Raw genomic sequence first — 23,742 nt, 5'->3', positions numbered from 1 at the left:
AGGGAAGAACTTTGTCTTCCCTTGTGTTTTTATTTGCATCTAGTACTTTTGCTAGATGCTTTTTTTTATGCTAAAAAAGGTATCCTCAAATACTTTGAGGATACCTTTTCACCTTTATTATCTCTGCTGTTTTCTACCTAATATGAGTAATCCAAAACTCATCATTACAAGAAGTGCTCCCATATATGGTTCCACAGGCATTTTCTGCCCTGTCTTCGGTAATTCTTTTTCAGGTTTCTCTGGATTCGGTGTCCCAGGCTTTTCTGGATCTGGTGTCCCAGGTTTTTCTGGATTTGGTGTTCCAGGCTTTTCTGGATTCGGTGTTCCAGGTTTCTCCGGATTCGGTGTTCCAGGCTTTTCTGGATCTGGTGTTCCAGGCTTTTCTGGATCTGGTGTTCCAGGTTTTTCTGGATCTGGTGTTCCAGGTTTTTCTGGATCTGGTGTTCCAGGTTTTTCTGGATCTGGTGTTTCTGGGCCTGGTGGCGCTAAATGATTCAATTTGTTTAATACTTCTAATTGAACTGCATTTATCATTCCATTTGTAATTTCAAATGGAATTGGATTAGTTAATTTTTCATATCCTTTTGGTGCTTCTACTTCTACTAGTTTGTAGTTACCTACAGATAGATCTGTGATTTTTGCCTTTCCATCTTTATCTGTTGTTACTTTCACTACTACTTTTCCCTTTTCATCATGAACCTCAAACACAGCTCCTGATAAGACTTCCTTGCTTTCAGCGGCCATTTTTGTAATCTCCACTGAACCTTTGTCTAACTGTTCATTCTCTACTTGCAATGATAAGACTTTCGTCATACCTTTTGTAATTTCGAATGAAACTGGCTTTTCTAGTGGTTTGTAGCCTGCTGGTGTTTCTACTTCTACTAACTCATACTTTCCAATAGATAAATCTGAAATGTCTGCTTTTCCTTCTTTATCCGTTGTTACTTTCGCAACTACTTTGCCTTTTGAGTCACGTACTTCAAATACAACATTTTCTAATGGTGCTTTACTGTCTTTATCTATTTTTGTGATTTCTACATTCCCCGTATCTACCATTTCATTTTCTACAGTGAACGCTAAAGATTTTGTCATACCTTTTGTAATTTCAAATAGTACAGGCTTTTCTAATTTTTTGTAGCCTGGTAAACTCTCTACTTCTACTAACTTGTACTTTCCTACTGATAAATCTGCAACTGTTGCTTTTCCAGCTTTATCTGTCGTTACTTTCGTTACTACCTTGCCTTTGTCGTCTTGTACTTCAAAGACTACACCTGCTAACGGTGCCTTATTATCTTTATCTATTTTTGTAATTTCTACATTTCCCGTATCTACCATTTCATTTTCTATGTTTAATGATAGAACTTCTGTCATACCCTTTTTAATTTCGAATGATACTGGCTCTGTTAGTTTTTTGTAGCCTGGTAAGCTCTCTTTCTCTACTAATTTGTACTTTCCTACAGATAAGTCTGAGATTTTTGCTTTACCATTTTTATCTGTTTTTACTTCCGTTACTACTTTTCCTTGTTCGTCTTGCACTTCGAAGACTACGTCTTCTAATACTTTTTGACTATCTTTATCCACTTTTGTGATTTCTACTGAGCCTTTGTCTACTAGTTCATTCTCTACTTTTAGTGATAAGACTTCTGTCATACCTTTTTTGATTTCAAATGATACTGGTTTCGCTAGTTTTTTATATCCTGGTAAGCTCTCTACCTCTACTAGCTTATATTTTCCTACTGATAAATCAGCAATCTTTGCTTTTCCTTCTTTATCTGTCGTTACTTTTGTTACTACTTTGCCTTTTTCATCTTGTACTTCGAAGACTACACCTGCTAATGCTTTTTGACTATCTTTATCTACTTTTGTAATCTCTACTGAGCCTTTGTCTAACTGTTCATTCTCTACTTTTAGTGATAAGACTTCTGTCATACCTTTTTTGATTTCGAATGATACTGGCTCTGTTAGTTTTTTGTAACCTGGTAAGCTTTTTTTCTCTACTAATTTGTACTTTCCTACAGATAAGTCTGAGATTTTTGCTTTCCCTTCTTTATCTGTCGTTACTTCTGTTACTACTTTGCCTTGTTCGTCTTGTACTTCGAAGACTACACTTGCTAATGCTTTTTGACTATCTTTATCTACTTTTGTTACTTCCACATTTCCCTTGTCTAACATTTCGTTTTCTACTGTTAAAGCAAGAGATTTTGTCATGCCTTTTTCAATTTGGAAAGTAATCGGATCTACTAATTGTTTATATCCTTTTGGTGCTTTTACTTCTACTAACTTGTATGTGCCGACTGATAAATTAGTAACTTGTACTTGTCCTTTTTTATCTGTCGTTATTTTAGCGACTACTTGCCCTGCTTCATCTTGAATTTCAAAGACTGCATCAGCTAAAGCATCTTTATTTTCTTTATCTACTTTTGTAATTTCTACATTTCCTGTATCCACTAATTCATTTTCTACTGTTAGCTTTAGCGCTGTTACTCTACCCTTTTCAATTTCAAATGAAATTGGCTTTTCTAGTGGTTTGTATCCTGCCGGTGTTTCTACTTCTACCAACTCATACTTCCCGATAGATAAATCTGAAACGTTTGCTTTTCCTTCTTTATCCGTTGTTACTTTCGCAACTACTTTTCCTTTTAAATCACGTACTTCAAATACAACATTTTCTAATGGTGCTTTACTATCTTTATCTATTTTTGTTATCTCGACATTCCCTGTATCCACCATTTCATTTTCTACTTTTAATGATAGGACTTCGGTCATGCCTTTTTTGATTTCAAATGATATTGGTTTTTCTAATTTTTTATAACCAGGTAAACTTTCTACCTCTACTAATTCATACTTTCCTACAAGTAAATCTGAAACATTTGCTTTTCCATCTTTATCTGTCGTTACTTTTGTAACTTCATTACCCTTTTCATCTTGGACGATGAATGTTACTCCCGCTAACGGTGCTTTATTATCTTTATCTATCTTTGTTATCTCTATATTTCCCGTATCTACCATTTCATTTTCTATTTTTAATGATAGAACTTCGGTCATGCCTTTTTTGATTTCAAATGATACTGGATCTGTTAGTTTCTTATAGCCTGGTAAACTTTCTTTCTCTACTAATTTGTACTTTCCTACTGATAGATCTGAGATTTTTGCTTTACCATCTTTATCTGTTTTTACTTCCTTTACTACTGTTCCAGCTTCATCTTGCACTTCAAAAACTACGCCTTTTAATGCTTTTTTGCTGTCTTTATCTATTTTTGTAATTTCTACTGAACCTTTATCTAACTGTTCATTTTCTACTTTCAACGATAGGACTGTTGTCATACCTTTTTTAATTTCGAATGATACTGAATCTGTTAGCTTTTTGTAGCCTGGTAAACTTTTCGTCTCTACTAATTTGTACTTCCCTACTGATAAATCAGAGATTTTTGCTTTACCATCTTTATCTGTTTTTACTTCTGTTACTACTTTTCCTTGCTCATCTTGCACTTCGAAGACTACGCCTTCTAATACTTTTTGACTATCTTTATCTATTTTTGTAATTTCTACTGAGCCTTTGTCTAACTGCTCGTTTTCTACTTTTATTGCTAAAGCTTTTGTCATACCTTTTTTTATTTCAAATGGTACTGGTTCTGTTAGCTTTTTATAACCTGGTAAGCTTTTCGTCTCTACTAATTTGTACTTTCCTACTGATAGATCTGAAACATTTGCTTTTCCATCTTTATCTGTTACTACTTTTCTTACTACTTCATCTTTCTCATCTTGGACTTCAAATTCGACACCCGCTAATACTGCTCCGTTTTCTTTGTCCACTTTTGTAATTTCTATATTACCTTTGTCTACCATTGCATTTTCCACTTGTATTGGGAATATGCCGTCCCCTGTTACACTTACTTCGAACTCTGTTTCTTTTAATTGGTAGCCTTCAGGCGCTTTCGTTTCTTTTAAAATATATTTTCCTAGTGCTAACGGTTTAGAGATTGCCTTACCATCTTTATCTGTAACAATATGTTCGACTACTACACCGTCTTTTACTATATCAAACTCTGCATTTGCTAATGGTTTTTCACCATTTTCCGAATCAATTTTCTTTATTTCAATTTGACCCTTTTGCACAGTATTTTTAATTTCAATTGTTTTTGTTTCTCCAGCTTGAAGTGTAACCTCTACTGGGCTTGTTAATTTTTGATATCCTTCTGGTGCTACTGTTTCATAAACTTTATACGTCCCAGGAGCTAAAGTTTGAGGTACTGAAAAACCTTTTTCGTCCGTTGTCAGTTTTGCAACAACTTCATTTGCACTATTTCGAACTTCAAATTCGGCACCTTTTAACCCTTTGTTCGGATTCTCAGAATCTATTTTATGAAGCGATACTGTACCATCTTTTGGAGCTTCAGGCGGTGTAATAGTTACTTCTTTTGATGTTAATGTTTTATCATCAAAATGTAATTTCGCTTTATTAGGAATCTTCTTATCTACGTAAGAAGATAAGTCTGCATTATTTTTAATTTTCGCCTTGATACTAAGATTAATTATCTGGTCTTCATATGACTTATAATCAAAATTCTCACCAAACGTAAATGTTACTTCACTTCTTTGTTTATCTATATTTAACGTCCCTTTAGAAGTAATATCTTGGCCATTTTTATCATACACTTTTGCCTCTAATACTTCTAAAACATCTTCTAAATCATCACTAATTACCATAGATGTGTATTTAGAAGGATCGTTCGGTATATGTGTACCAACTTGGTATTGAATAACTTGATCCATTTGTGTTAGCTGCTCATTCTCTACAAGCTTGCCATTCTCATCAACTATATTTTTTTCAATGCTAGGTGGATTATTGTCACCTGAACCAGATCCTCCCCCACCACTCACAAATACTTGTCCTACTTTTTCTTCAGTTTTAATATTTTTACCTTCTAATTTCACAGTATTTTTATGAGGTTTTGCAGCAGGATTTGTAACCTTTGTTTTATATCTTAAAATATAGCCTTTTGAACTGTCTGGAAATTCAATTGTAAATCCAGTCTTTGTTGCATTTATTTTAATGTTAGATAAATTTGCTGGCTTAATATTTGTTGGTGCATAACCATCTTCAAATACAGCCTCTTCTAATACTACGCTGTCTGTAATTAACTCATGCCCAGGTCCTAATGTATCTGTTAATTTAAGATCTTGCATTTCTGTTCCAGTTGCATTTACATATACAAGCCAATCAGCAATAGACGGATCTTCTTGATTATAAGAACCCCATTTCAATAGATTTTCCGTATTGGGTTGTGGCTTCGGTCTCTCTGTCGTATTACTTACATTTACTTCTTTATTTACGATTTGACCATCAACGTTAAATTCTAATGGAATTTCTTTAACACCATCATATGCTTCTAGACCAAAGTAGAATTCTACGAATAAAGAACCTTTAATGTTGTTCTTTCCTTCTACGTAATCACCCATAGTACACGTTAATAGACCCTTTTTCATCTCACATGTACCAACTGTTTTTCCTTCAGCATCTTTTAAAGGAAAACTCATATTCATAAGGTCTTTTCGAAACTCTTTTGGCATATCAATTGTGAATTGATCTCCACTTTTTATTTTTTCTTTAGCTGACCACTTCACTTCTACTTTCATACCATCTGAGGCTTGATATGGTTCAGATGTCGTGCCATCAGTACGGGAAATATTAATTTCGTCCACTGGACTTTTCATAACAGCAGCTTGAATAACTGGAGCCCACACATTCAGCACTGAAAATAATACTAGAAAAACTAATGAAACCATTGAAATATGTCTTTTAGTACTTTTCATTTGCATAGTTCCCTCCTAAATTTTTATATTTATATAACAAAAAAAGATCGTCCGGTTGCATCAAAAATGTGCAACCAGACGATCTTAGTAACCAATATGTATTACCGTAGACTCTAAGCTTTGCGGCCTATCCTTTCGAATAGTGTGCTAAAAATATCTTTTATTCTTTTTTTGTTTCATTTTCCTCTTAAACCAAATATTACTATACCGTCTGGACGGTTATAATTCAATACTCTATAAAATTGTTCTATTTTTCTAATAAAAAAAATAATTCACCACTACATTAAAGAAGAAATGGTGAATTATTTTCTCATTATATAGTTCGTATATTCTATTTATATGAATTACTAATAAGAGCTTGAATCACTTTTTCTCTTAACTCGGGGCTTAGTCTTCCAACCCCTAAATATTCCGAATACCATAATCCATCTGCTGCTAATCTAATAATTGTTGCACAAACTGAATCTATCTCATCATTTTCTATATTTTTTTGCAGTTGCTGAAATGATTGTTGTAATGGCTCAAGTAATTCAGGTTTTAACATGAGTGCTGCCATCATACTGCTAGACAACTCTTCTGTTCTTCTCTCATTACTTAATCTTTCCTCTACAAAAGAGCGAACCCATCTCCCTTTCCTCTCTGAGTCTTCCGCTACTTTATTGTAAATGGCCCCTTCATAACCCTCTACCCCTCGGACTATCATACCTTCTATTAAAGCTTCTTTATTTGAAAAGTGATACAATAATCCACCTTTGCTTAAACCCGCCTCTTTTGCCACTGCTTCTAAAGTTAATTTAGCAACCCCTTTACATTGTACAATTTGAGAAGCGGCCGCCAAAATCTTTTGCCGCGTTATGCTTATACTCATTCCTTTTTAAAACCCCATTTCTACTAAATTTATATAAATACGAATCTTATTTTTAATATTGTTGATTACTACTAAGTATTTTCTTTATACAACAAAAGCTTCATTACCTTTGAATTTTTAGTTACTTATTCTATTAAAAATTTCCATATCATTCAATATGATAACATTAAATACACAAAGCTGACTATACATCTATACTTTTGTATTTATTGAAAATATATCCATTAATAAAATTTACCGATTTATTCCTTCTTATTACTTTAAGACAGCAGTAATTCTTTCAGTACTAAATAAAAAATGTTATTACTCCCATTAAATTGAGTAATAACATTCTACTTAACAAATTCGCTGCCAACTAGCATCCTTCACATCTTCACTAGTCGGTTTTCTAACTGATCCAATAAAGTGAAACTTTATATCCGCAACATGGACAGGTGTATTTCATTTTGTCACTCCATTATTAACTTGTTTTCCCATATATTCCGACTCACAAAGAATGTAACAGCACAAATCATAGTTATCCCCATGAAAAATGTATTAGAATCTTCATATGTAGTTGGAATGCCTACCGTTACGAAAACAATACTAAAAGCTAAAAATAGATATAATAATAAAGATATAATATAGCTTAGTTTAAATCGTAAAATGATACCTCTAAACAATAGCTCACCAAGTAGACAGCCACCTAAAATAATAGGTACTCCGAAATACAATGTAAGGACTCCCATTTGCGCAGTAGATTGAATTATCTTTCCAATTATGTTCGGCGAAACCAGCTCACTATCGTTTCCCATCCTATCATATAAATCAAGTGCTGTTGCTGAAATAAAGAAACTTAATATAGAAAATGAATACGGTATTAAAAATTTGCTCACTCTCATTCACCTCGCTTTTTTCTTTACATATATTATTCATTATTTCCTATCATTTTTACATAAAAAAATAACCCTCTATGATAAAACATAGAGGGTAGCATTTCTATATAAAAATCTATACCTTATCCTGAAGTGAATCCCGAAAATAGGACAAATATCAAAACACCTAAACCATCTGCTATCTGCTCCCTACATTCTTTAGGGTAGATAGTTTATATGTTTTATTAGAAAGTAGTGCCTTCTTTTTTATAATATTCTTTTGAAATCTCTTCATAAAATGCGGCTGATGTCGCGTAGAAATAAGGTGCTAACCATAAGAAACCGATTCCTACAGTAAGAATACTTAAAATGAACCAACCTAAGAAACTTAAGCATAGTAAAAAGTAATCCATTTTATGTCCATTCATCATATGACGACTCTCAGTAATCGCTTGATTCGCTGTATATTCTGGATGATCATTCAAAATAAAATATGTCATAGAATAAGAAAATGATTTAATAATACCTGGAATAATAAGAAGTAATGTCCATAGAGTCAAGTATACATACATTAGTAAATATGTTAAAAACGACTTCATCAACTTACTTCCATCGCTAAACCATCTAAATATATGACCAATGCGAGCATCAGTCCCACGAATTGCATTTAAAACAAGATAATAGGCACCTATTGTTAATGGACCAATAACAAGCATTACTATAATACTTACTGTAAGTGAATCACTTGCTTCTTCCCAACCCCAAAATATCGAGAAAATACCTGTTGTTAGCATTTCAACAGCTCCAATAAGGATTCCAATTAATAAGGTTGCCCCTACCGCTAGTCCCCATCTTCCTTTTAATGCATCAAGTGCTTCTCTTTTCAACTGACTTATCATATATAACCTCCTAATACTATTTCCATTTTATTATACCATTTATATCAAAAATCCCACATATTTTCCTAAAACAGAAGCATATTACCTTTTTTCATACGTATTGATACATGTGTGCTGTAGTTGTACTAATATATGGATTAAACGACTCTTTTCCCTATAACAAAAAAGCCTGCCTTTCATAATAGGCAAGCTTTCTCAAGTTACATCTCATTTATTTTCTTCTTATACCAATCCTGCATTCTCTCCGCATCTTCTACTCTCGTATGCTCTATTTTATAACTAGATGATGCACTCGAAAACTTATACGTACATAAATCCGCACGGCGCTGGAAATATGATTGTGTCTTCTCCATTGATTGGACGTGTCTTCTTCTAATAAGTCCTGTATATTTTCCGACGCTACGATAGACAAGTGTAATTTGTTCTCCGTTAACACTGTAGCCATTTGTTTTAAATGTTGCGTATCCAAGTGTAAAGATAAGGATTGCGAGCGGTAGTAATGCCCACATGATGTAATACTTTTCAAAGTATATGCTTATTCCAGTAAGCGGGATTGCGAGCATAGCGAAAAAGATAAAACTATCAATGAGATAGCGGCGCAATGCTGCTTTTGGTAACGAAGTAATATTTGCATTCAGTTCGTATGGTAATTGTAAATGCGCGAGTAATTGTTGCACTCGATCTTTTCGAATGATAGGATGCAGTGTAACTTTTTCTTCTTTCCCTTCACTTTGAATGACTTCTACTTGCACAGCACAATAACCGAACGGTTGGCGTAAAATGCCTTCTTTTATCGTAATCCCTTGAATTCGGTGCAATTTTAGTACGAGTTCTTTTCTCTCCAGTAACCCTTGCGAAATACGGACTTCATCATTTTTTCGATTCACTGTGAAGTTACCGTGTTTTAACGCGTAGCCAATTGTAGATATCATCCAAGAAACGACAAGTAAAATAGCTACCATGTAAATCCAGCCATATATATCGTGGTCCATTACATATGACGTCACACTATTTTTTATCCATTTCGGAATATACTCATCTACTTGGTGATAAACGAAAAAGATTAAAGAGAACAATACTCCAAATTGACCAGATGTAACAGACGCTATTAAAATCTCTTTCCACGTTAACTTGTACTCTGTCGTTTGTTTTTCCTCTGTAACAATTGCTTTTTCTACTGTATTTTCTGCTGCTTCGTCTAACGTTTTTTCTGCTTTCACTTCTGGAGTTGGCTCATTTAGCAAAGTAATAAGCTCCGTCGCCTCTTCTACCGTAATTCCAGCTAAGCTAACTTCTGCTTCATCGCCCCCGCCAGCTGTTTCAATCTGAATTTTTTTCAAACCGAGCATTTGGTATAGTACGTTAGAACTTGTATTAATTGTTTGAACACGTTCTTTATTTAAGTAGCTCTCCTTTTTCACAAAGAGACCTTGTTTCACATGTAATACGTTATTTTCGACCCAGTATACTTTGTAATACCAGCCTACGATAGCTGAAATAATTGTGATCAACGCAAAACCAATAGGAACTAAATACCAAAATGGAAACTTTCCCCTTAAGCTAAAAAGAAAAATAATGAGTGGTATAAAATCTGTTATTTTTAATTCTAATAACATCGTGATTGGATGCTGCCTCTTATACATCCTCATCACTCACTTTCGCTAATTCTGCGATTTTCGTTTTCAACATTTCAGCTTCATACATCGTTAAACCTGGGATGCTATGAGAAGTTGCCGCTGTTGAAATGTGTAATTCTGCTAATCCGTATTTTCTCATAATTGGCCCTTGTTCAATCGTAACGTGCTGCACACGAATCATCGGTACTAATACGCGCTTTACGACGAAAAGACCATGCTGAATTTCAAGTTCTTCTTCATTTAGTTGGTAGCTGTAATAACGTTGACGTAGTTTCGGAAACGTAAAGTAATCAAACGGTGTATATACAATTGTTAATCCGATGAGCACATAGAAAATCCAAGCCCACCAATTAAACTTAATCATAAAGAAAAGATATGCCAAAATGACTATAATACTGATTCCTAGCTCAATTAAAGAACGCGCTTTCCACACCTTGACCATGTCAGGGTGAATTTCATTTTTCAATGGATCCATGTAACCACTCCAAATCTAGTAATCTAATATATAAATACTCTCAATCTATATTTTACGTAACTTTACAGAAAATTGAAATTCAATCTTCTTTCTTCTCAGGAATAAAATATCCGAACCAAAGTAGCCAAATGAAACCGATTAACTTCATCCAATTTCCATCCGCTTGAAAAGCTTCAATCATACCTGGTATTTTATAAACCCCAATAAATCCAAGAAAACCGAGCCACCAGTTTTTTTGCATTTTCATCTTTACTCCTCCTTCATGACGTTTTTCACATTTCGAATCCAAATTTCTTTATACTTTAACTGGAATCCCATGAGCATATAGTTGCTCATATTATCAATCACGAGTGCTAGCGTATGAGCATTTTCTTCCGTTTCATGTTGTGACACTACGTCAAGTTCTACGCCTTTCTTCAATAAATCGTGGAAACCATTTAAGAAATCTTCTTGTATTTCAAATAAGCGTTTCTGATACTTTTCATTTCGCGATGCAGTTACGATAAATTCATTGATAACGCGTAATATCCCTTCTTGCCCTTCATATTCAGAGAGCATATGTAAACCATCAGCAATTAACTTTTCTGCAAAGTTTTCTTTCGTATATTGCTCTTTATCGAAATAACTCACGAAATGATATCCAGAGAAAATTTCTTCAAATAAAAAATCGATTAACGCTTCTTTAGAAGAAAAATGATAATAAATAGCCGGTTTTGAAATACCTACCTCTTTCGCAATCATGGAAAGACTCATCTTCTCAATGCCGTGTTCTGCCATAAGTTTAAATGAAGCCTCTACAATGTTTTGCGATGTTTGTAAATTCTTCGTCATACTGTACCTCACTTATTTTTACTTACCGGTCGGTAAGTAAATTATAAAACAAAACGAAATGATTTTCAATTTAGTTAGCACTACAGAAGGTGTTTATCAGAAAATACAGAAAGTTATAAAGTAAAAGCAACATATAACAATAAGGAGGATATCATATGGGACTTGGTGGTAATGGCGGTAGTGGTGGTAATGGCGGCGGTGAAGCAGGACAAGCTGGTAAGAGCGGATTTTCATTAATCATTGTACTTTTTATCGTATTGATTATAGTTGGAGTTAGCTATATCGGACTTGGCTTCTAAGAAAAGGCGTCCTACGTTACACATGTAGGACGCCTTCTTTTTAATCCCTATTCAGCAATCGCATACGATAACAATTCATCGTCACTTCTCCGAGTCTTTGCAGTAGTTGATAGTTCGCATATGCGCCTACCGGGGCACCGATTATTGGTACGAGCTGCAGCATTTTGGCTAAATCGATATAGTCTCGGTACTCTGTTTGGAACTTTTCCCAGTCCATATGATTTTCTTCTTCTGTATCCCACGTTTCGATTGCTTTCCATATTTCTTTTCGGTGATCGTCACTTGAAAAGGCAAGCTGAAAAACATGAAGGATAAAAAGGCGCTCTTCTTTGTTGCTCGTATCAAATCCGTACAATGTCGCTGCATCGAATAAAAATTTAATTTTAATGCCGAGTAAAAGCGGAAAGTCAGCAAGACCGAGGAGAATACCGCCAGCCCCCGTCCCTGCCCCTTCTGCCGCTGCTATTTTTTTATACTCATCCATTTTTTTACGAACTTCATCGTCACGTCTTTGCAGTGACCATGTCGTCTCTTTTAGCTTCGGCTTTATAAAGTTTGACCCGGCGCTGATCGTTTGCACCATCATACGAATCGTCTCTGTTAATACCTTTTGTACTTTCGCCGGAATGAGCTGTTGCACTTTCGTCTGCACTTTTTTGGAGAACCGTGTCATCATAGAAGAATCTTTCATGAATGTAGCTTTCCACTGCTCCAATTCTTTTATAACCTTCTCTTCGTATGTAATCATAGGTTCATTCCTTTCAATTTAAACGCTCAATGCGCTTCGCCCCGTATTGGTAAACGAAACCGATACTAAATAATATGCTTACGATAAGTAAAATTCCTGTCATCATGAAATCTTTCGTTGCTAGTGCAAATATAACTGTAAAGATTACGCTCCCTATGATTAGAATCGCGTTTAATAAAGTAAGAAAGTCTTTCTTCTTCTCTTCTCCCCCTACCGGATACAAATCAAGCCAAATCTTCATGCGGTGATGTTTCCATAAAGTTAATAGCTGATAGCCGATTAAATATAGGAAGATAAAACTTACGATAAATCGCCCGTATAAAAATGGAATGAAGTAAAGAATAACTCCTCCAAGAGCAAGCAAACGCACATATAATCCAAAATAGTTACCTGATCTTAAAAACGTTCTCGTATATAAGTATAAATATGTACGCTTTTCACCAATCATCGAAAGAATGAAATCGAGCCATTTTCTGCGTGCTACTCTTTCTTTTAATGCTGGTACATCAACGAACATGTTCGCGATGCGGTATAGCAGCATCATCTTCTTACCTTCTTCAGAAATTAAATACTCCCAGTTTAGTGGCTTTCCCTTTACCATTTGATGCATGATAGCAAGGTATAACACCATGAGAAGGACGATTCCACCAATGAAAAGAACTGAAGTACGTTCTACAAGGAAATATACAAATAAACCGTTTAGGATAAAACGAATGAACCAATCCGCTCTTTGTATATTTTGATCTGTTAAAAATGACTTTTCCCACGCTACAAATAAATTCCACGCTTTTACAATGACAAATGCAAGTACGATCCATATGTAGCCAGCTCCTGTTTGCTTCATTTGTTGGAAGTATAACGGAGCAAGCGCAGCTGCTACGATTGCGATTATGTATAACTGAATCATAAATGTAAAAAGAAATGCCTTTGTGAAGTAAGGTTTTAACTTTTCTTCAACTGGCAGTAAGTAAACGAGATCCGCTTCTTTTAATAATGTTTGAATGGATCCAGCCGTTAACACGAGTCCAATTAATACTGCCATTACAAGCGCCGCCGGAAACGAAGGTGTTAACGTTTGTAACCATTGCTGGTAATAATACGCTCCCGCACCAATGATGAACACGAAAATAAATTTCAAATGATCATTAAATACGTATTTACTATATGTACGAACTTCTTTTAGAAAGTGACGAAATCGTTCTTTCCATAACGCTGTGCTATTCATAATCTTCTTCCTTTGTTAGCGCGATGTAAATATCATCTAACGTTGCACCTGGCATATTAAACTGTGATTGCAGTTCAGATAGCGTTCCCTTCGCTCTTACTTCACCTTGATGCAAAATAATGAACGAATCACAATAACGCTCTGCCGTCGCTAAAATATGTGTGCTCATTAAAATACCGGCACCACTCTTTTTCATTTGGTCCATCATTTGAAGAAGGGATTGAATCGCTAACGGATCTAATCCAACGAAAGGTTCATCTACTATGTAAAGAGATGGCTCCACTAAAAATGCGCTCATAATCATTACTTTTTGTTTCATTCCTTTTGAGAAATGAGATGGAAACCATTTTAAACGATTTTTCATACGAAACTCTTGTAGTAGTTGTCCTACACGTTCTTCATATTGTTTTTCATCAACCCCATACGCCATAGCTGTTAATTTCAAATGCTCTTCTAACGTTAATTCATCATATAATACCGGCGTTTCCGGAATGAATGAAAAGCTAGAACGGTACGCTGTCATATCATCACGAATTGTTTTCCCATTAATTGTGACAGTTCCTTTTTTCGGTTCCATTAAACCGATAATATGTTTAATCGTCGTACTTTTACCAGCTCCATTTAAACCGATTAAGCCGACAAGTTCGCCTTTATTAACAGAGAACGAAACGTCTTTTAATACAGGTCGTTTCGTATATCCTCCTGTAACATTTTCTACACGCAATAACTCGCTCATACGACACCACTTTCTTCATTAGTATTCATTCTATATTCATCTTACCAAAAATTATGCTGTACTACATAGTATCCATGTACTCAAAAAAAATTTTTAAATTTATTAGCATATATTTTTCCGAAAGCGGACATCATAATTATTGAAGAAGGAACACATTGAAAAAGCAACCACCTATTGATGAGTACAACAACATAGTGAAGTCATCATGAAATGGGGTGTCCAAGTTGGACAATGAAATTTACACATAACCAGATCATTTGTTTCATTTTCGAAACGGGGTGTCTCTGAAAGAGCATATACTGTTTTAAAAAATAAACAATTTCATTTTAAAAAAGATTGCAATTCATTTCACTTGAAAATGGGGTGTCTACGGCAGAAACTTTAGCCGATTTACCGTGCATTTCTTAAATAAATGAGGTGTCTGCGAAACGTAAATTACGATAATGCTTTTTCAATCCCTCTTCAGAAAACAGGAAGCTGAGTCAGCTTCCTGTTTTTCGTGTTTGTTCTCTTATGTAATTATGGTAAAATACGGCTAAGGATATTTGAAAGGATGAGATCAATGAATCATACAGCAGACAATTGTATTTTTTGTAAAATCATTGACGGGCAAATCCCTTGCTCAAAAGTATACGAAGATGAACATGTGCTTGCATTTTTAGATATTAGTCAAGTAACAAAAGGACATACTCTTGTTATTCCGAAAGTTCACAAACAAGACATTTTTGCGTTAACGCCAGAAATCGCATCACACATTTTTTCTGTCGTTCCAAAAATCGCAAATGCGATTAAAGCAGAGTTTAATCCAGTTGGCTTTAACCTACTTAACAATAACGGTGAAAAAGCTGGACAAACTGTGTTCCACTTCCACCTTCATTTAATTCCACGCTACGGTGAAAAAGATGGTTTCGGTGCTGTTTGGAAATCACATCAAAATGAATACACTATGGAAAATTTACAAAACATCGCAAGTACAATTGCAAATAGTGTGAAATAATGACACTATAAGAAGGCGTAATACATAACAAGCCACTTCCCTGAAGTCATCAAATTCCGCATGGCTTGTTTCTTTACTTAAAATGCTCAGGGATGATTGTTTGTGCATAGCACATATAAGAAAGATATGCATATTTTTCCCATCATGAATACGAACAAAAAATAAGGAGGTCTCCTTTTATGTCAAAAGCTAAATCCTTTATTACAGGTGTTATTTGCGGCGGAGCAGTTGCTGGACTAGCTGTTCTTTTCTCAACTCCTTCTTCTGGTAAAGACATGCGCGGCAAGTTAAAAGAAAAAGGAAATGATATTAAAAAGACTTTAGCTGATATTACAGCTGATACGAAATTATTAAAGCGTCAAATTGTTGAAACTGCTTCAGAAGGTAAAGAAGTGTTTCAAGAATTAAAAGATGACATGCAAGACACGCTTTCTAACTGGAAGCAAGATATTTCTCAAAACAAGCGCCATATTGAGAAAGAAATTTTGGACATCCAAAAGTCAATTGAGAAACTACAAGAAGCTGTTCCAGAAAAAGCGTAAACAAATTCCTGCTTAGTTTTTTGCATATAACAAATATTTTTTATATAAATTGACCTTGACACGGCATATCGTATAGATATGCCGTGTTTTTATGCATTTACAATATATGTTATCACTTAACATGTAAGGACAACGTATGTATTCACGACTCATAAAACGCTTCCATAGTTATGCATGATTTGTATAGAATGTCATTTTTCCGAAAAATTTTCACAATTCTCACAAAAAGACTTTATTAATTTTTATTTTACTGGCATAATAGATAGTAATGAAAAAAGAATGTTAAAGTGGGTGAGTAAATGAAAAGTGGAGAAAAAGATTACTCGGTAAAAGAAGCGATGATTTTCAGCCAACGCATTGCTCAATTATCGAAAGCGTTATGGAAATGTGTAGAGAAAGATTGGCAGCAGTGGATTAAACCTTACGATTTAAATATTAATGAACATCATATTTTAACAATCGCTTATCATTTAAAAGGGGCTTCTATTTCTGAGATTGCTAAGTTTGGAGTTATGCACGTATCAACAGCGTTTAACTTCTCGAAAAAGCTGGAAGAACGCGGCTATCTTGTATTCTCAAAAAAGGAAGATGATAAACGAAATACGTACATTGAAATTACAGACAAAGGGGAAGAATTACTACTTCGCTTAATGGAAGAGTATGATCCTGAAAATAATTCAGTGTTTAATGGGGCTCTTGCACTTCGTAATTTTTATGGGAAGTTCCCAGAAAATATCGAACTGATTGCAATCCTGCGTAACATTTACGGACAAGACTTTATCGATATTTTTGAGAAATCATTAGAAGATATTGAAGAGAACTTTACAGAATCCGATCAAAAGTTAGTTAAGAAATAATCTATTTATTTTTTCGCAATCATGCTTAAGAATTCATTCATAAGCGGCTTAAATAAACCTTGTTTTGCTAGCGCTTCCGCAGTTTCGTGTACTTCGAGCTGATGTGGAAGCGCTTTTTCAAATTGATCTAACAGCGCATCGAACAAAAGAAGCCCTTCTGCTTTCTCCACTACATATTGCTCGTTCAGTTTTTCACAAAGATTTAGTATACGTTCAATATCTTTTTTACGAGCTTTTTTCTTTATGATCAAAGAATAAAATGGACACTTCTCTTCATCAATCATTTTAAATAGTAGGTCTACATAGTATTCAGCTTGTTCTAATCTTCTAACAACGTCCATTTTCTCCCTCACTTTCTAACACAAAGTCTTCTATTTCTGAATTTTGTAACACGAACAAAATATCGTGTGATACAATATATGTATATGTATTTTAGCCAAAAGGAGGTCTCGCCTCATGACACTTATAACAGTTGTTTTTGTCGCATTCGCACTTCTTGTTATATTTTACACGAATTTCATGACACATACACTGTGTGAACGAAAACAAATAGCTGCGAGCCGCCAGCCCGGTGTCTTTCGGGTTATTAATGTATGTATAACAATTTTATTAATTTCTAGTTATATAGAAATTATATTTCATGGAAAGTGAGGAAGGAAAGCCCCTTCCTCACTTTTTTCCTCTATAAGCAAATTATACCTACAATAACCAATAAAATAAACAGTACAAGTAATAAAATAAGTTGAGAATTCATCCCCATCCCCTCCTCTATTCTGTATATGCGGCATACGCCCAATATGGCACACTTTCAAAATCTGACACGTGCTGGTTAATTTTTCTTTATCAATATGAAAACGGTTCGAAATATGATATATTAAATTTTGTACATATTGCTTATACTATAGAACAAAACATTCATCAAAACTTTATCCTCAGCCACGGTAAGCCCTGTTAAGCGCGCTTTACCAATATAAAAAAGCAAAAGTATCAGTGAGACTTAATCGGGCTCTTATGAATCAAAATTCATTGGTGTAGGATAAATTAAAAATACATAATAGTAGGAGTGTTTATCGAATGAAGAAAGCTATGCTTGCCTTAGCCGCAACAAGTGTAATCGCATTATCAGCATGTGGAACATCATCATCAGACAAAATTGTTACATCTAAAGCTGGTGACATTACAAAAGAAGAATTCTACGATCAAATGAAGACACAAGCTGGTAAACAAGTACTAAACAACATGGTTATGGAAAAAGTACTTATTAAAAACTACAAAGTTGAAGACAAAGATGTAGACAAAAAGTTCGATGAAATGAAAAAACAATACGGTGATCAATTCGATACACTAATGAAACAACAAGGTATTAAAGAAGAAACTATTAAAAATAGTGTGCGTGCTCAATTAGCTCAAGAAAAAGCGGTTGAACAATCGATTACTGATAAAGATGTAAAAGCAAAATTCGAGGATTATAAAAAAGAAATTAAAGCAAGTCATATCCTTGTAAAAGATGAAGAAACTGCTAAAAAGGTGAAAGATGAACTTGCTCAAGGTAAATCTTTCGAAGAATTAGCAAAACAATACTCTGAAGATACAGGCTCAAAAGAAAAAGGTGGCGACTTAGGATTCTTCGGACCAGGGAAAATGGTAAAAGAATTTGAAGAAGCAGCTCAAAAGTTGAAAAAAGGTGAAGTAAGCGAACCTGTAAAAACACAATTCGGTTACCATATCATCAAAGTAACTGATAATCACGCAGATGCAAATTTCGATAAAGCAAAAGCTGATATTAAAAAATCACTAGTTCAAGAAAAAACACAAGATGCTCAATTTATGAACGATCTTATGATGAAAGAAATCAAAAAAGCTGACGTAAAAGTTGACGATAAAGATTTAAAAGATCTTTTCGAAGAGAAAAAAGCTGACGCTAAGAAAGACGAAAAGAAATAATGAAAAGCTCGGGATTAGCCCGAGCTTTTTTTTATCCCCTCTTCTCCCAGTAGTTAATCTAGATTCGGTAAATGAAATTATATCGGCGATTTTCAAAATATATCAGCGCAACTCCAATTATATCAGCGATTTTCGAAATATATCGACTTACCGACAAAAAACGACAACAAGCGTGACTCCCTCTTCAAACACAAAAAAACCTTGATCCACGCCACGTAGAACCAAGGTTTATCTTATTATCATTGATTAAATGAAAAAACTATGTTAAATTAGAACAGAAACACGTTTTACAAAACAAAAGGAACGTATTTATCCGTATCTTAATTGTACACCAAAACACATCTTCAGTCAACCTCTATTTTTCACTTTTAAAGGAGTGCTTACCGTATGAACAAAAAACTTGATCTAGAGCAAAAAAGATTGGATACCGTAATTGAAACAATTACGGAGCAAATTGATAAACTGGAAAACGAAACTGGCAGACGCCGAGCAGAAGTAATCAATATTCGTAAACACTTTTGGGATGATGTGAAAGTGAATACTGATACTTTCGATGATTATCTTGAAACAGTTATCAACTTAAGACAACAAGCTCAGTCACTAGCTGTCACACAAATTACCCATAAGCACACCTTTAATCGACTTGCCGCATTAAGACGCATGCATAAAGCACCTTATTTCGGACGAATTGATTTCAAAGAAGAAGGAGAATCTGCCGCGGATCAAATTTATATCGGCGTCGCTACACTTACTGATGCAAGCGGAGAAAACTTCCTTATATATGACTGGCGCGCACCTATTTCGAGTGTGTACTATGATTATCCACCAGGACCTGCTGAATACAGTACACCAGGCGGCGTAATCCACGGTAATGTGGAGAAAAAATTACAATACATTATTCAAAATGGCGAGATTGATTCTATGTTCGATACGAGCCTTACAATTGGTGATGAAATCTTGCAACAAGCGCTTGGAAAAGGCACGAACAAACATATGCAAAGCATCGTTGCTACGATTCAGCGCGAGCAAAATGAAATTATTCGTCACGATGAAGGCCGACTCCTTATCGTGCAAGGAGCCGCTGGTAGTGGTAAAACATCAGCTGCATTGCAACGAATCGCCTACTTACTATATAAATATCGCGAATGGCTAAAAGCAGATCAAATTATTCTCTTCTCTCCTAACTCTATGTTCAATAGCTACGTTTCTAACGTACTACCTGAACTCGGTGAAGAAAATATGCAGCAAGTTACATTCCAAGAATATTTAAATCATAGACTAAGTAAGTCATTTGAAGTTGAAGATCCTTATGAACAATTAGAATATATGTTAACTGAAACGAATAATCCTACCTATAAAACGAGAAATGCGAGTATCCGATTTAAAGCATCCACTCAATTTTTCGAGATGATTAGAGCGTACAGACAATCTCTTGAATCTTCAGGCATGCTATTTAGAGGAATGAAATTTAGAGGAAAACTGATTGTTTCTGCGAAAGAAATTACAGAACAATTTTACAATACCGACTCCTCCCTCCGCTTCCATAGTCGAATTGAGAAGTTAACGGATTGGCTAAACAAGCAAATAGATGCACTTGAAAAAGCAGAACTGAAAAAGCCTTGGGTAGAAGAAGAAATTGAATTACTTAGTAAAGATGAATACCAAAAAGCTTATAAATATTTACAGAAAAAAGGCGAGTTTGACGACAACTCCTTTAATGATTTTGAAAAAGAAACGAGAGTACTTGGACGTATGATTGTCCGTAAAAAATTGAAGCCACTGCGTAAAGGCGTTCAAACATTACGCTTTATCAATTTCACAGGCATATATAAACAACTTTTCACAGATGCATCATGGGTTACTGAGAAAAAACCGAAAGAGTGGGATGACATTTGCTCCTTAACAGTAAACATGCTTGATGAAGGAAAACTATATTACGAGGATGCGACTCCATTTTTACTTTTAAAAGAATTAATTGAAGGCTTCCAAACGAACAGATCGATTAAACACGTACTCGTAGACGAAGCGCAAGATTATTCGCCGTTTCAGTTCGAGTTTTTAAAACGTCTCTTCCCTGCTGCAAGAATGACTGTACTCGGAGACTTTAACCAAGCGATATTTGCTCATGCGAGTGAAACGGTTAATTTCGATACACTTACAAATTTATACGGTCCAGACGAAACAAACGGCATTAACTTAACTCGTAGCTACCGCTCAACAAAACCGATTATTGAATTTACACGTGCTCTCGTACCGGAAGGCAAGAACATTCACGCCTTTGAACGTGACGGCGAGAAACCTACAGTGACGAAAGTATCGAATTACAACGAACTGCACGAACGTATTACTGCCAAAGTTGCTGAACTACAAAAAGAGCAGCACAATACGATCGCAATTATATGTAAATCTGCAGCTGAAAGCGCAGCTGCTTACGAAGCACTTAGTCATATCGAGAATATTAAACTTGTGAAAAGTAACTCAGCCGAGTATGAGCAAGGCATCGTCGTTATTCCTGCTTATTTAGCGAAGGGTATTGAATTTGACGCTGTTATTATTTACGATGCTTCTAAAGCTGTGTACAGTGATGAGAGCGTACGTAGATTGTTCTACACTGCTTGTACAAGGGCGATGCATGAGTTGCAACTTTATAGCGTTGGCGAGGTTAGTCCTTTTGTGCTTGGGGCTGATTCGGAGAGTTTTGAGCTTATAATGAAAACACCTTGATAATTCAAGGTGTTTTTCTCATTCTAATTGAAATATCCTTACGCCTATACACACTCAGCACAATCCCCATTATAAGCGCATGAAATACAGTCGGCGTTAATCCGTAACTAATAAAAGGTAAGGATATAGCAGCAAGCGGCAATAATCCTAGTATCATTCCAACATTATAAATGAACTGGAATACAAAAAGAGTCAATCCACCAACGAGTAGCAATTTACCGTACCGATCATTTATTTTATAAGAGATGACTATTAATCTTGCTACAAAAAGAGAAAGAACGAAGACAAGAATTAATGCAAGCCAATACCCATAATAGTAAGTCCAACTTGCAAATACAAAATCAGTATCCGGAGCAGGGATGAATTTCATATCTCCATATGTACCAAACCAACCTGCTGATGACATTACCTCTTTTAATCGTATATACATAAATCCTGCACCACCTGCATCACTCTCCGGATTTAAATACCCTAAAATTCTATCTAAGTGATATCCTGAAGACCAGGATACCGATGCCCTGATAATAAATAAACAAATGGGTACAATCGTAATAATCAACGCCGTTTTCTTTCCTAACTTACTCCACCAAAGCATAACGAATACCATTGTCATATAAACAAAAATTGACGAAAGGGTTGATACAATCAAAAATAAATACAAAGAAAATAAATATAAAACCACAAGATGCATAACCTTTAACCTACTATTATTGAAAAAAGACGCCCACGCTAGAAAAAAGAACGGTACTGCTATTAAACAATCAATTTCAATAGGACCGATTTTTATTAACGGTTCTCCAGTCAACGAAGCGTTCGGAAAACAGTATAGCATTAACAGAATGAGTACCCCGATTGTGTAAAACAACCCTCCCATTCTCTCTAATTTCCGATAATCAATCAGCATCATCCCAAAAGCTGTTACAACACCGAGAATAACAAATATCACCTTATTCATTATTACATCATTCGTATATCCAAAAGCTATAACTGGCAAAAATCCTAGCCCCATCGCAGCCACTAATAAACCAATTAAGAACCAATCAACCTTTGGCTTATGTAGTTTATTAAGTTCCTGGCCAAGCTTAATTGGACTTCCCATTTGTTCAACAGCCTTATCTTCAGCAACTTCCTCACTTAAGCCTTTCTCTATCCACATATTCTTCGTCTGTTTCAAGTGAAAGTCTAGTTCTGTTGCCACCAAGTCCTTTGCTTCTTTTGATTTAATATGGTTCGTAACTTCTTTTAAAAAACGCTCCCCTTTTTTGCTCAATTTTTTCTCACTCCTGTACTAATCCTTTTAATATAAATCGTGCCTTCGTAGCATTCTTCTCTGCCTTTCGCAGCATTTTATTTCCTTTATCATTTAATTGATAATATTTAGCTCCCGCGTGATCCCAGCTAGATTGGATAAAGCGATTTTGTTCTAGACGATGTAATAAAGTGTATAGAGACCCTTCACCACCTTCGAATTTTTGAATCCCTCTCCCTCTTAGCAACTGCATCAATTCATAACCCGTTTTTTCATTCATAAGAAGTTGTAACACTGCTAAAAGGATATCTTCTTCCTTTTCGGACGATTGCTTAATTTTTTCGCGCACCTGCTTCTGGTGCTGATCAGAAAAACTCAAATGTTTAAACGTTGTGTTCTCCATTGATTTTCGCAAGCCTTTTAATCGATCTTCCATTTGATTATCCCTCCAATCCTTTCTTCAAAAGTTCCTTCGCTTTTTTCAGTCTCGTTTTTATCGTATTTTCCTTTACGTCTATTACCGTAGCCATCTCTTTAATTGATAATTCTTCATAATAAAATAGATAAATGACTTCTCGATATTTTATCGGTAAACTCATTACCGCAGAAGCCAACCTACTATCCTCCGCATTTTGAATGACAGTTTGTTCGACACTATCATTTTGAATCCCAATATACGCAAATTCATCCTCTGTAACGATTACCTTTTTGTTATACCAACTTTTTATATAGTCCTTACATTGATTAATCGCAATTCTCCATAACCACGTTTTCACATTCGATTTCCCTTTATATGTATGAAGAGATTTATAACATTTCACAAATATATCTTGCGTTACATCCTCCGCAACCTCTTTATTATTCACATATGAATACACAAGCTGCAGGACTTCTTGTCCATACTTGTTCATTATTTCGTCGATAAGTTCCTCCTTATCTTCTATTTCAAACGCTTCTATCGTTAATTCATCCACATCATTTCCTCCTTCCCATATATTAGACGACGCACTGCATGGAAAAGTTTTATAAATACATAAAAAAAT

Annotated in this window: 22 protein-coding genes and 1 riboswitch; of the genes, 7 read left to right on the top strand and 15 right to left on the bottom strand. The window is 35.0% G+C overall.

Annotation, left to right across the window (positions count from 1 at the left end):
• Positions 1-117: 117 nt before the first annotated feature.
• From HFD78_RS01370 to HFD78_RS01335, 8 genes are all read right to left on the bottom strand, one after another.
• Positions 118-5,820, bottom strand: coding sequence for a SpaA isopeptide-forming pilin-related protein (locus tag HFD78_RS01370; RefSeq protein WP_191968048.1), 5,703 nt, complete (start codon positions 5,818-5,820; stop codon positions 118-120).
• 60 nt (positions 5,821-5,880) lie between these two features.
• Positions 5,881-5,973: riboswitch (cyclic di-GMP riboswitch) on the bottom strand.
• A gap of 172 nt (positions 5,974-6,145) precedes the next feature.
• Positions 6,146-6,682 (bottom strand): TetR/AcrR family transcriptional regulator, encoded by a 537-nt coding sequence (locus HFD78_RS01365; RefSeq protein WP_000028012.1) that lies wholly within the window; start codon positions 6,680-6,682, stop codon positions 6,146-6,148.
• A gap of 449 nt (positions 6,683-7,131) precedes the next feature.
• A complete protein-coding gene (locus HFD78_RS01360) occupies positions 7,132-7,557 on the bottom strand; it encodes a hypothetical protein (protein WP_002098741.1) in 426 nt (141 codons plus the stop codon).
• A gap of 224 nt (positions 7,558-7,781) precedes the next feature.
• Complete coding sequence (locus tag HFD78_RS01355) at positions 7,782-8,435, bottom strand: DUF975 family protein (RefSeq protein WP_000625400.1); 654 nt, start codon at positions 8,433-8,435, stop codon at positions 7,782-7,784.
• Between the two features lie 200 nt (positions 8,436-8,635).
• Positions 8,636-10,078, bottom strand: coding sequence for a PH domain-containing protein (locus HFD78_RS01350; RefSeq protein WP_000278201.1), 1,443 nt, complete (start codon positions 10,076-10,078; stop codon positions 8,636-8,638).
• A complete protein-coding gene (locus HFD78_RS01345; RefSeq protein WP_000371346.1) occupies positions 10,071-10,547 on the bottom strand; it encodes a PH domain-containing protein in 477 nt (158 codons plus the stop codon). The genes HFD78_RS01350 and HFD78_RS01345 overlap by 8 nt, the downstream gene beginning before the upstream one ends.
• A gap of 79 nt (positions 10,548-10,626) precedes the next feature.
• A complete protein-coding gene (locus HFD78_RS01340; protein WP_000783813.1) occupies positions 10,627-10,794 on the bottom strand; it encodes a hypothetical protein in 168 nt (55 codons plus the stop codon).
• 2 nt (positions 10,795-10,796) lie between these two features.
• Positions 10,797-11,378, bottom strand: coding sequence for a TetR/AcrR family transcriptional regulator (locus tag HFD78_RS01335; protein WP_000164831.1), 582 nt, complete (start codon positions 11,376-11,378; stop codon positions 10,797-10,799).
• A 155-nt stretch (positions 11,379-11,533) separates the two neighbouring features.
• Here HFD78_RS01335 and HFD78_RS01330 point away from each other — a divergent pair, with 155 nt between their 5' ends.
• Positions 11,534-11,677, top strand: coding sequence for a YjcZ family sporulation protein (locus HFD78_RS01330; RefSeq protein ID WP_000522760.1), 144 nt, complete (start codon positions 11,534-11,536; stop codon positions 11,675-11,677).
• Positions 11,678-11,717: 40 nt separating this feature from the next.
• Here the strand turns inward: HFD78_RS01330 and ecsC are convergent, their stop codons facing one another.
• The 3 genes from ecsC to ecsA are packed head-to-tail and all read right to left on the bottom strand — an operon-like array spanning position 11,718 to position 14,386.
• The gene (gene ecsC / locus HFD78_RS01325; RefSeq protein ID WP_000634139.1) at positions 11,718-12,425 is read right to left on the bottom strand and encodes an ecs operon protein EcsC; all 708 of its coding nucleotides are present in this window, start codon (positions 12,423-12,425) and stop codon (positions 11,718-11,720) included.
• A 13-nt stretch (positions 12,426-12,438) separates the two neighbouring features.
• Positions 12,439-13,650: an ABC transporter permease EcsB gene (gene ecsB, locus HFD78_RS01320; RefSeq protein ID WP_001089101.1), complete on the bottom strand. Its 1,212-nt coding sequence runs from the start codon at positions 13,648-13,650 to the stop codon at positions 12,439-12,441.
• Entirely contained in the window at positions 13,643-14,386 is a 744-nt protein-coding gene (gene ecsA, locus HFD78_RS01315; protein WP_001292603.1) for an ABC transporter ATP-binding protein EcsA, read from the bottom strand. The genes ecsB and ecsA overlap by 8 nt, the downstream gene beginning before the upstream one ends.
• Positions 14,387-14,948: 562 nt before the next feature.
• Between ecsA and HFD78_RS01310 the strand changes: the two genes are divergently transcribed.
• The 3 genes from HFD78_RS01310 to HFD78_RS01300 all read left to right on the top strand — a co-directional run bounded on the left by HFD78_RS01310 (position 14,949) and on the right by HFD78_RS01300 (position 16,782).
• Positions 14,949-15,383 (top strand): HIT family protein, encoded by a 435-nt coding sequence (locus tag HFD78_RS01310; protein ID WP_001016835.1) that lies wholly within the window; start codon positions 14,949-14,951, stop codon positions 15,381-15,383.
• A 179-nt stretch (positions 15,384-15,562) separates the two neighbouring features.
• Positions 15,563-15,925 carry a YtxH domain-containing protein gene (locus HFD78_RS01305; RefSeq protein ID WP_000030302.1) on the top strand — a complete coding sequence of 121 codons (363 nt, stop codon included), beginning with the start codon at positions 15,563-15,565 and terminating at the stop codon, positions 15,923-15,925.
• Between the two features lie 299 nt (positions 15,926-16,224).
• Positions 16,225-16,782, top strand: a complete 558-nt coding sequence (locus HFD78_RS01300; protein WP_000834924.1) for an HTH-type transcriptional regulator Hpr — start codon at positions 16,225-16,227, stop codon at positions 16,780-16,782.
• A 5-nt stretch (positions 16,783-16,787) separates the two neighbouring features.
• Here the strand turns inward: HFD78_RS01300 and HFD78_RS01295 are convergent, their stop codons facing one another.
• Positions 16,788-17,123, bottom strand: coding sequence for a DUF1878 family protein (locus HFD78_RS01295; RefSeq protein WP_000383655.1), 336 nt, complete (start codon positions 17,121-17,123; stop codon positions 16,788-16,790).
• A gap of 115 nt (positions 17,124-17,238) precedes the next feature.
• On the opposite strand from HFD78_RS01295, the gene HFD78_RS01290 reads away from it, so the two are divergent.
• From HFD78_RS01290 to helD, 3 genes are all read left to right on the top strand, one after another.
• Positions 17,239-17,433, top strand: a complete 195-nt coding sequence (locus HFD78_RS01290; RefSeq protein ID WP_000172690.1) for a hypothetical protein — start codon at positions 17,239-17,241, stop codon at positions 17,431-17,433.
• A 423-nt stretch (positions 17,434-17,856) separates the two neighbouring features.
• A complete protein-coding gene (gene prsA, locus HFD78_RS01285) occupies positions 17,857-18,726 on the top strand; it encodes a peptidylprolyl isomerase PrsA (protein WP_000710063.1) in 870 nt (289 codons plus the stop codon).
• Positions 18,727-19,113: 387 nt separating this feature from the next.
• Positions 19,114-21,450, top strand: a complete 2,337-nt coding sequence (helD, locus tag HFD78_RS01280; protein ID WP_001035438.1) for an RNA polymerase recycling motor HelD — start codon at positions 19,114-19,116, stop codon at positions 21,448-21,450.
• Between the two features lie 4 nt (positions 21,451-21,454).
• Here helD and HFD78_RS01275 read toward each other — a convergent pair whose 3' ends face one another.
• From HFD78_RS01275 to HFD78_RS01265, 3 genes are read right to left on the bottom strand one after another with little or no spacing between them, the layout of a single operon-like run.
• Positions 21,455-22,720 (bottom strand): FtsW/RodA/SpoVE family cell cycle protein, encoded by a 1,266-nt coding sequence (locus HFD78_RS01275; protein ID WP_000037417.1) that lies wholly within the window; start codon positions 22,718-22,720, stop codon positions 21,455-21,457.
• A 7-nt stretch (positions 22,721-22,727) separates the two neighbouring features.
• Positions 22,728-23,135 carry a PadR family transcriptional regulator gene (locus HFD78_RS01270; protein WP_000390151.1) on the bottom strand — a complete coding sequence of 136 codons (408 nt, stop codon included), beginning with the start codon at positions 23,133-23,135 and terminating at the stop codon, positions 22,728-22,730.
• Between the two features lie 4 nt (positions 23,136-23,139).
• Positions 23,140-23,673 carry a sigma-70 family RNA polymerase sigma factor gene (locus HFD78_RS01265; RefSeq protein ID WP_000344010.1) on the bottom strand — a complete coding sequence of 178 codons (534 nt, stop codon included), beginning with the start codon at positions 23,671-23,673 and terminating at the stop codon, positions 23,140-23,142.
• Positions 23,674-23,742 lie beyond the last annotated feature (69 nt).

Origin of the sequence: Bacillus sp. EKM501B, assembly GCF_011800505.1 — a bacterium.
In the GTDB taxonomy this organism is placed as follows: Bacteria; Bacillota; Bacilli; order Bacillales; family Bacillaceae_G; genus Bacillus_A; species Bacillus_A cereus.
Note: the sequence above shows the minus strand (reverse complement) of the source record. Positions and strands in the feature narration are given on the sequence as shown.

Coding starts and splice junctions, on each gene's coding strand:
- HFD78_RS01370 (WP_191968048.1), bottom strand. CDS start 5,820: ATGCAAATGAAAAGTACTAAAAGACATATTTCAATGGTTTCATTAGTT.
- HFD78_RS01365 (WP_000028012.1), bottom strand. CDS start 6,682: ATGAGTATAAGCATAACGCGGCAAAAGATTTTGGCGGCCGCTTCTCAA.
- HFD78_RS01355 (WP_000625400.1), bottom strand. CDS start 8,435: ATGATAAGTCAGTTGAAAAGAGAAGCACTTGATGCATTAAAAGGAAGA.
- HFD78_RS01350 (WP_000278201.1), bottom strand. CDS start 10,078: ATGTATAAGAGGCAGCATCCAATCACGATGTTATTAGAATTAAAAATA.
- HFD78_RS01345 (WP_000371346.1), bottom strand. CDS start 10,547: ATGGATCCATTGAAAAATGAAATTCACCCTGACATGGTCAAGGTGTGG.
- HFD78_RS01340 (WP_000783813.1), bottom strand. CDS start 10,794: ATGAAAATGCAAAAAAACTGGTGGCTCGGTTTTCTTGGATTTATTGGG.
- HFD78_RS01335 (WP_000164831.1), bottom strand. CDS start 11,378: ATGACGAAGAATTTACAAACATCGCAAAACATTGTAGAGGCTTCATTT.
- HFD78_RS01330 (WP_000522760.1), top strand. CDS start 11,534: ATGGGACTTGGTGGTAATGGCGGTAGTGGTGGTAATGGCGGCGGTGAA.
- ecsC (WP_000634139.1), bottom strand. CDS start 12,425: ATGATTACATACGAAGAGAAGGTTATAAAAGAATTGGAGCAGTGGAAA.
- ecsB (WP_001089101.1), bottom strand. CDS start 13,650: ATGAATAGCACAGCGTTATGGAAAGAACGATTTCGTCACTTTCTAAAA.
- ecsA (WP_001292603.1), bottom strand. CDS start 14,386: ATGAGCGAGTTATTGCGTGTAGAAAATGTTACAGGAGGATATACGAAA.
- HFD78_RS01310 (WP_001016835.1), top strand. CDS start 14,949: ATGAATCATACAGCAGACAATTGTATTTTTTGTAAAATCATTGACGGG.
- HFD78_RS01305 (WP_000030302.1), top strand. CDS start 15,563: ATGTCAAAAGCTAAATCCTTTATTACAGGTGTTATTTGCGGCGGAGCA.
- HFD78_RS01300 (WP_000834924.1), top strand. CDS start 16,225: ATGAAAAGTGGAGAAAAAGATTACTCGGTAAAAGAAGCGATGATTTTC.
- HFD78_RS01295 (WP_000383655.1), bottom strand. CDS start 17,123: ATGGACGTTGTTAGAAGATTAGAACAAGCTGAATACTATGTAGACCTA.
- HFD78_RS01290 (WP_000172690.1), top strand. CDS start 17,239: ATGACACTTATAACAGTTGTTTTTGTCGCATTCGCACTTCTTGTTATA.
- prsA (WP_000710063.1), top strand. CDS start 17,857: ATGAAGAAAGCTATGCTTGCCTTAGCCGCAACAAGTGTAATCGCATTA.
- helD (WP_001035438.1), top strand. CDS start 19,114: ATGAACAAAAAACTTGATCTAGAGCAAAAAAGATTGGATACCGTAATT.
- HFD78_RS01270 (WP_000390151.1), bottom strand. CDS start 23,135: ATGGAAGATCGATTAAAAGGCTTGCGAAAATCAATGGAGAACACAACG.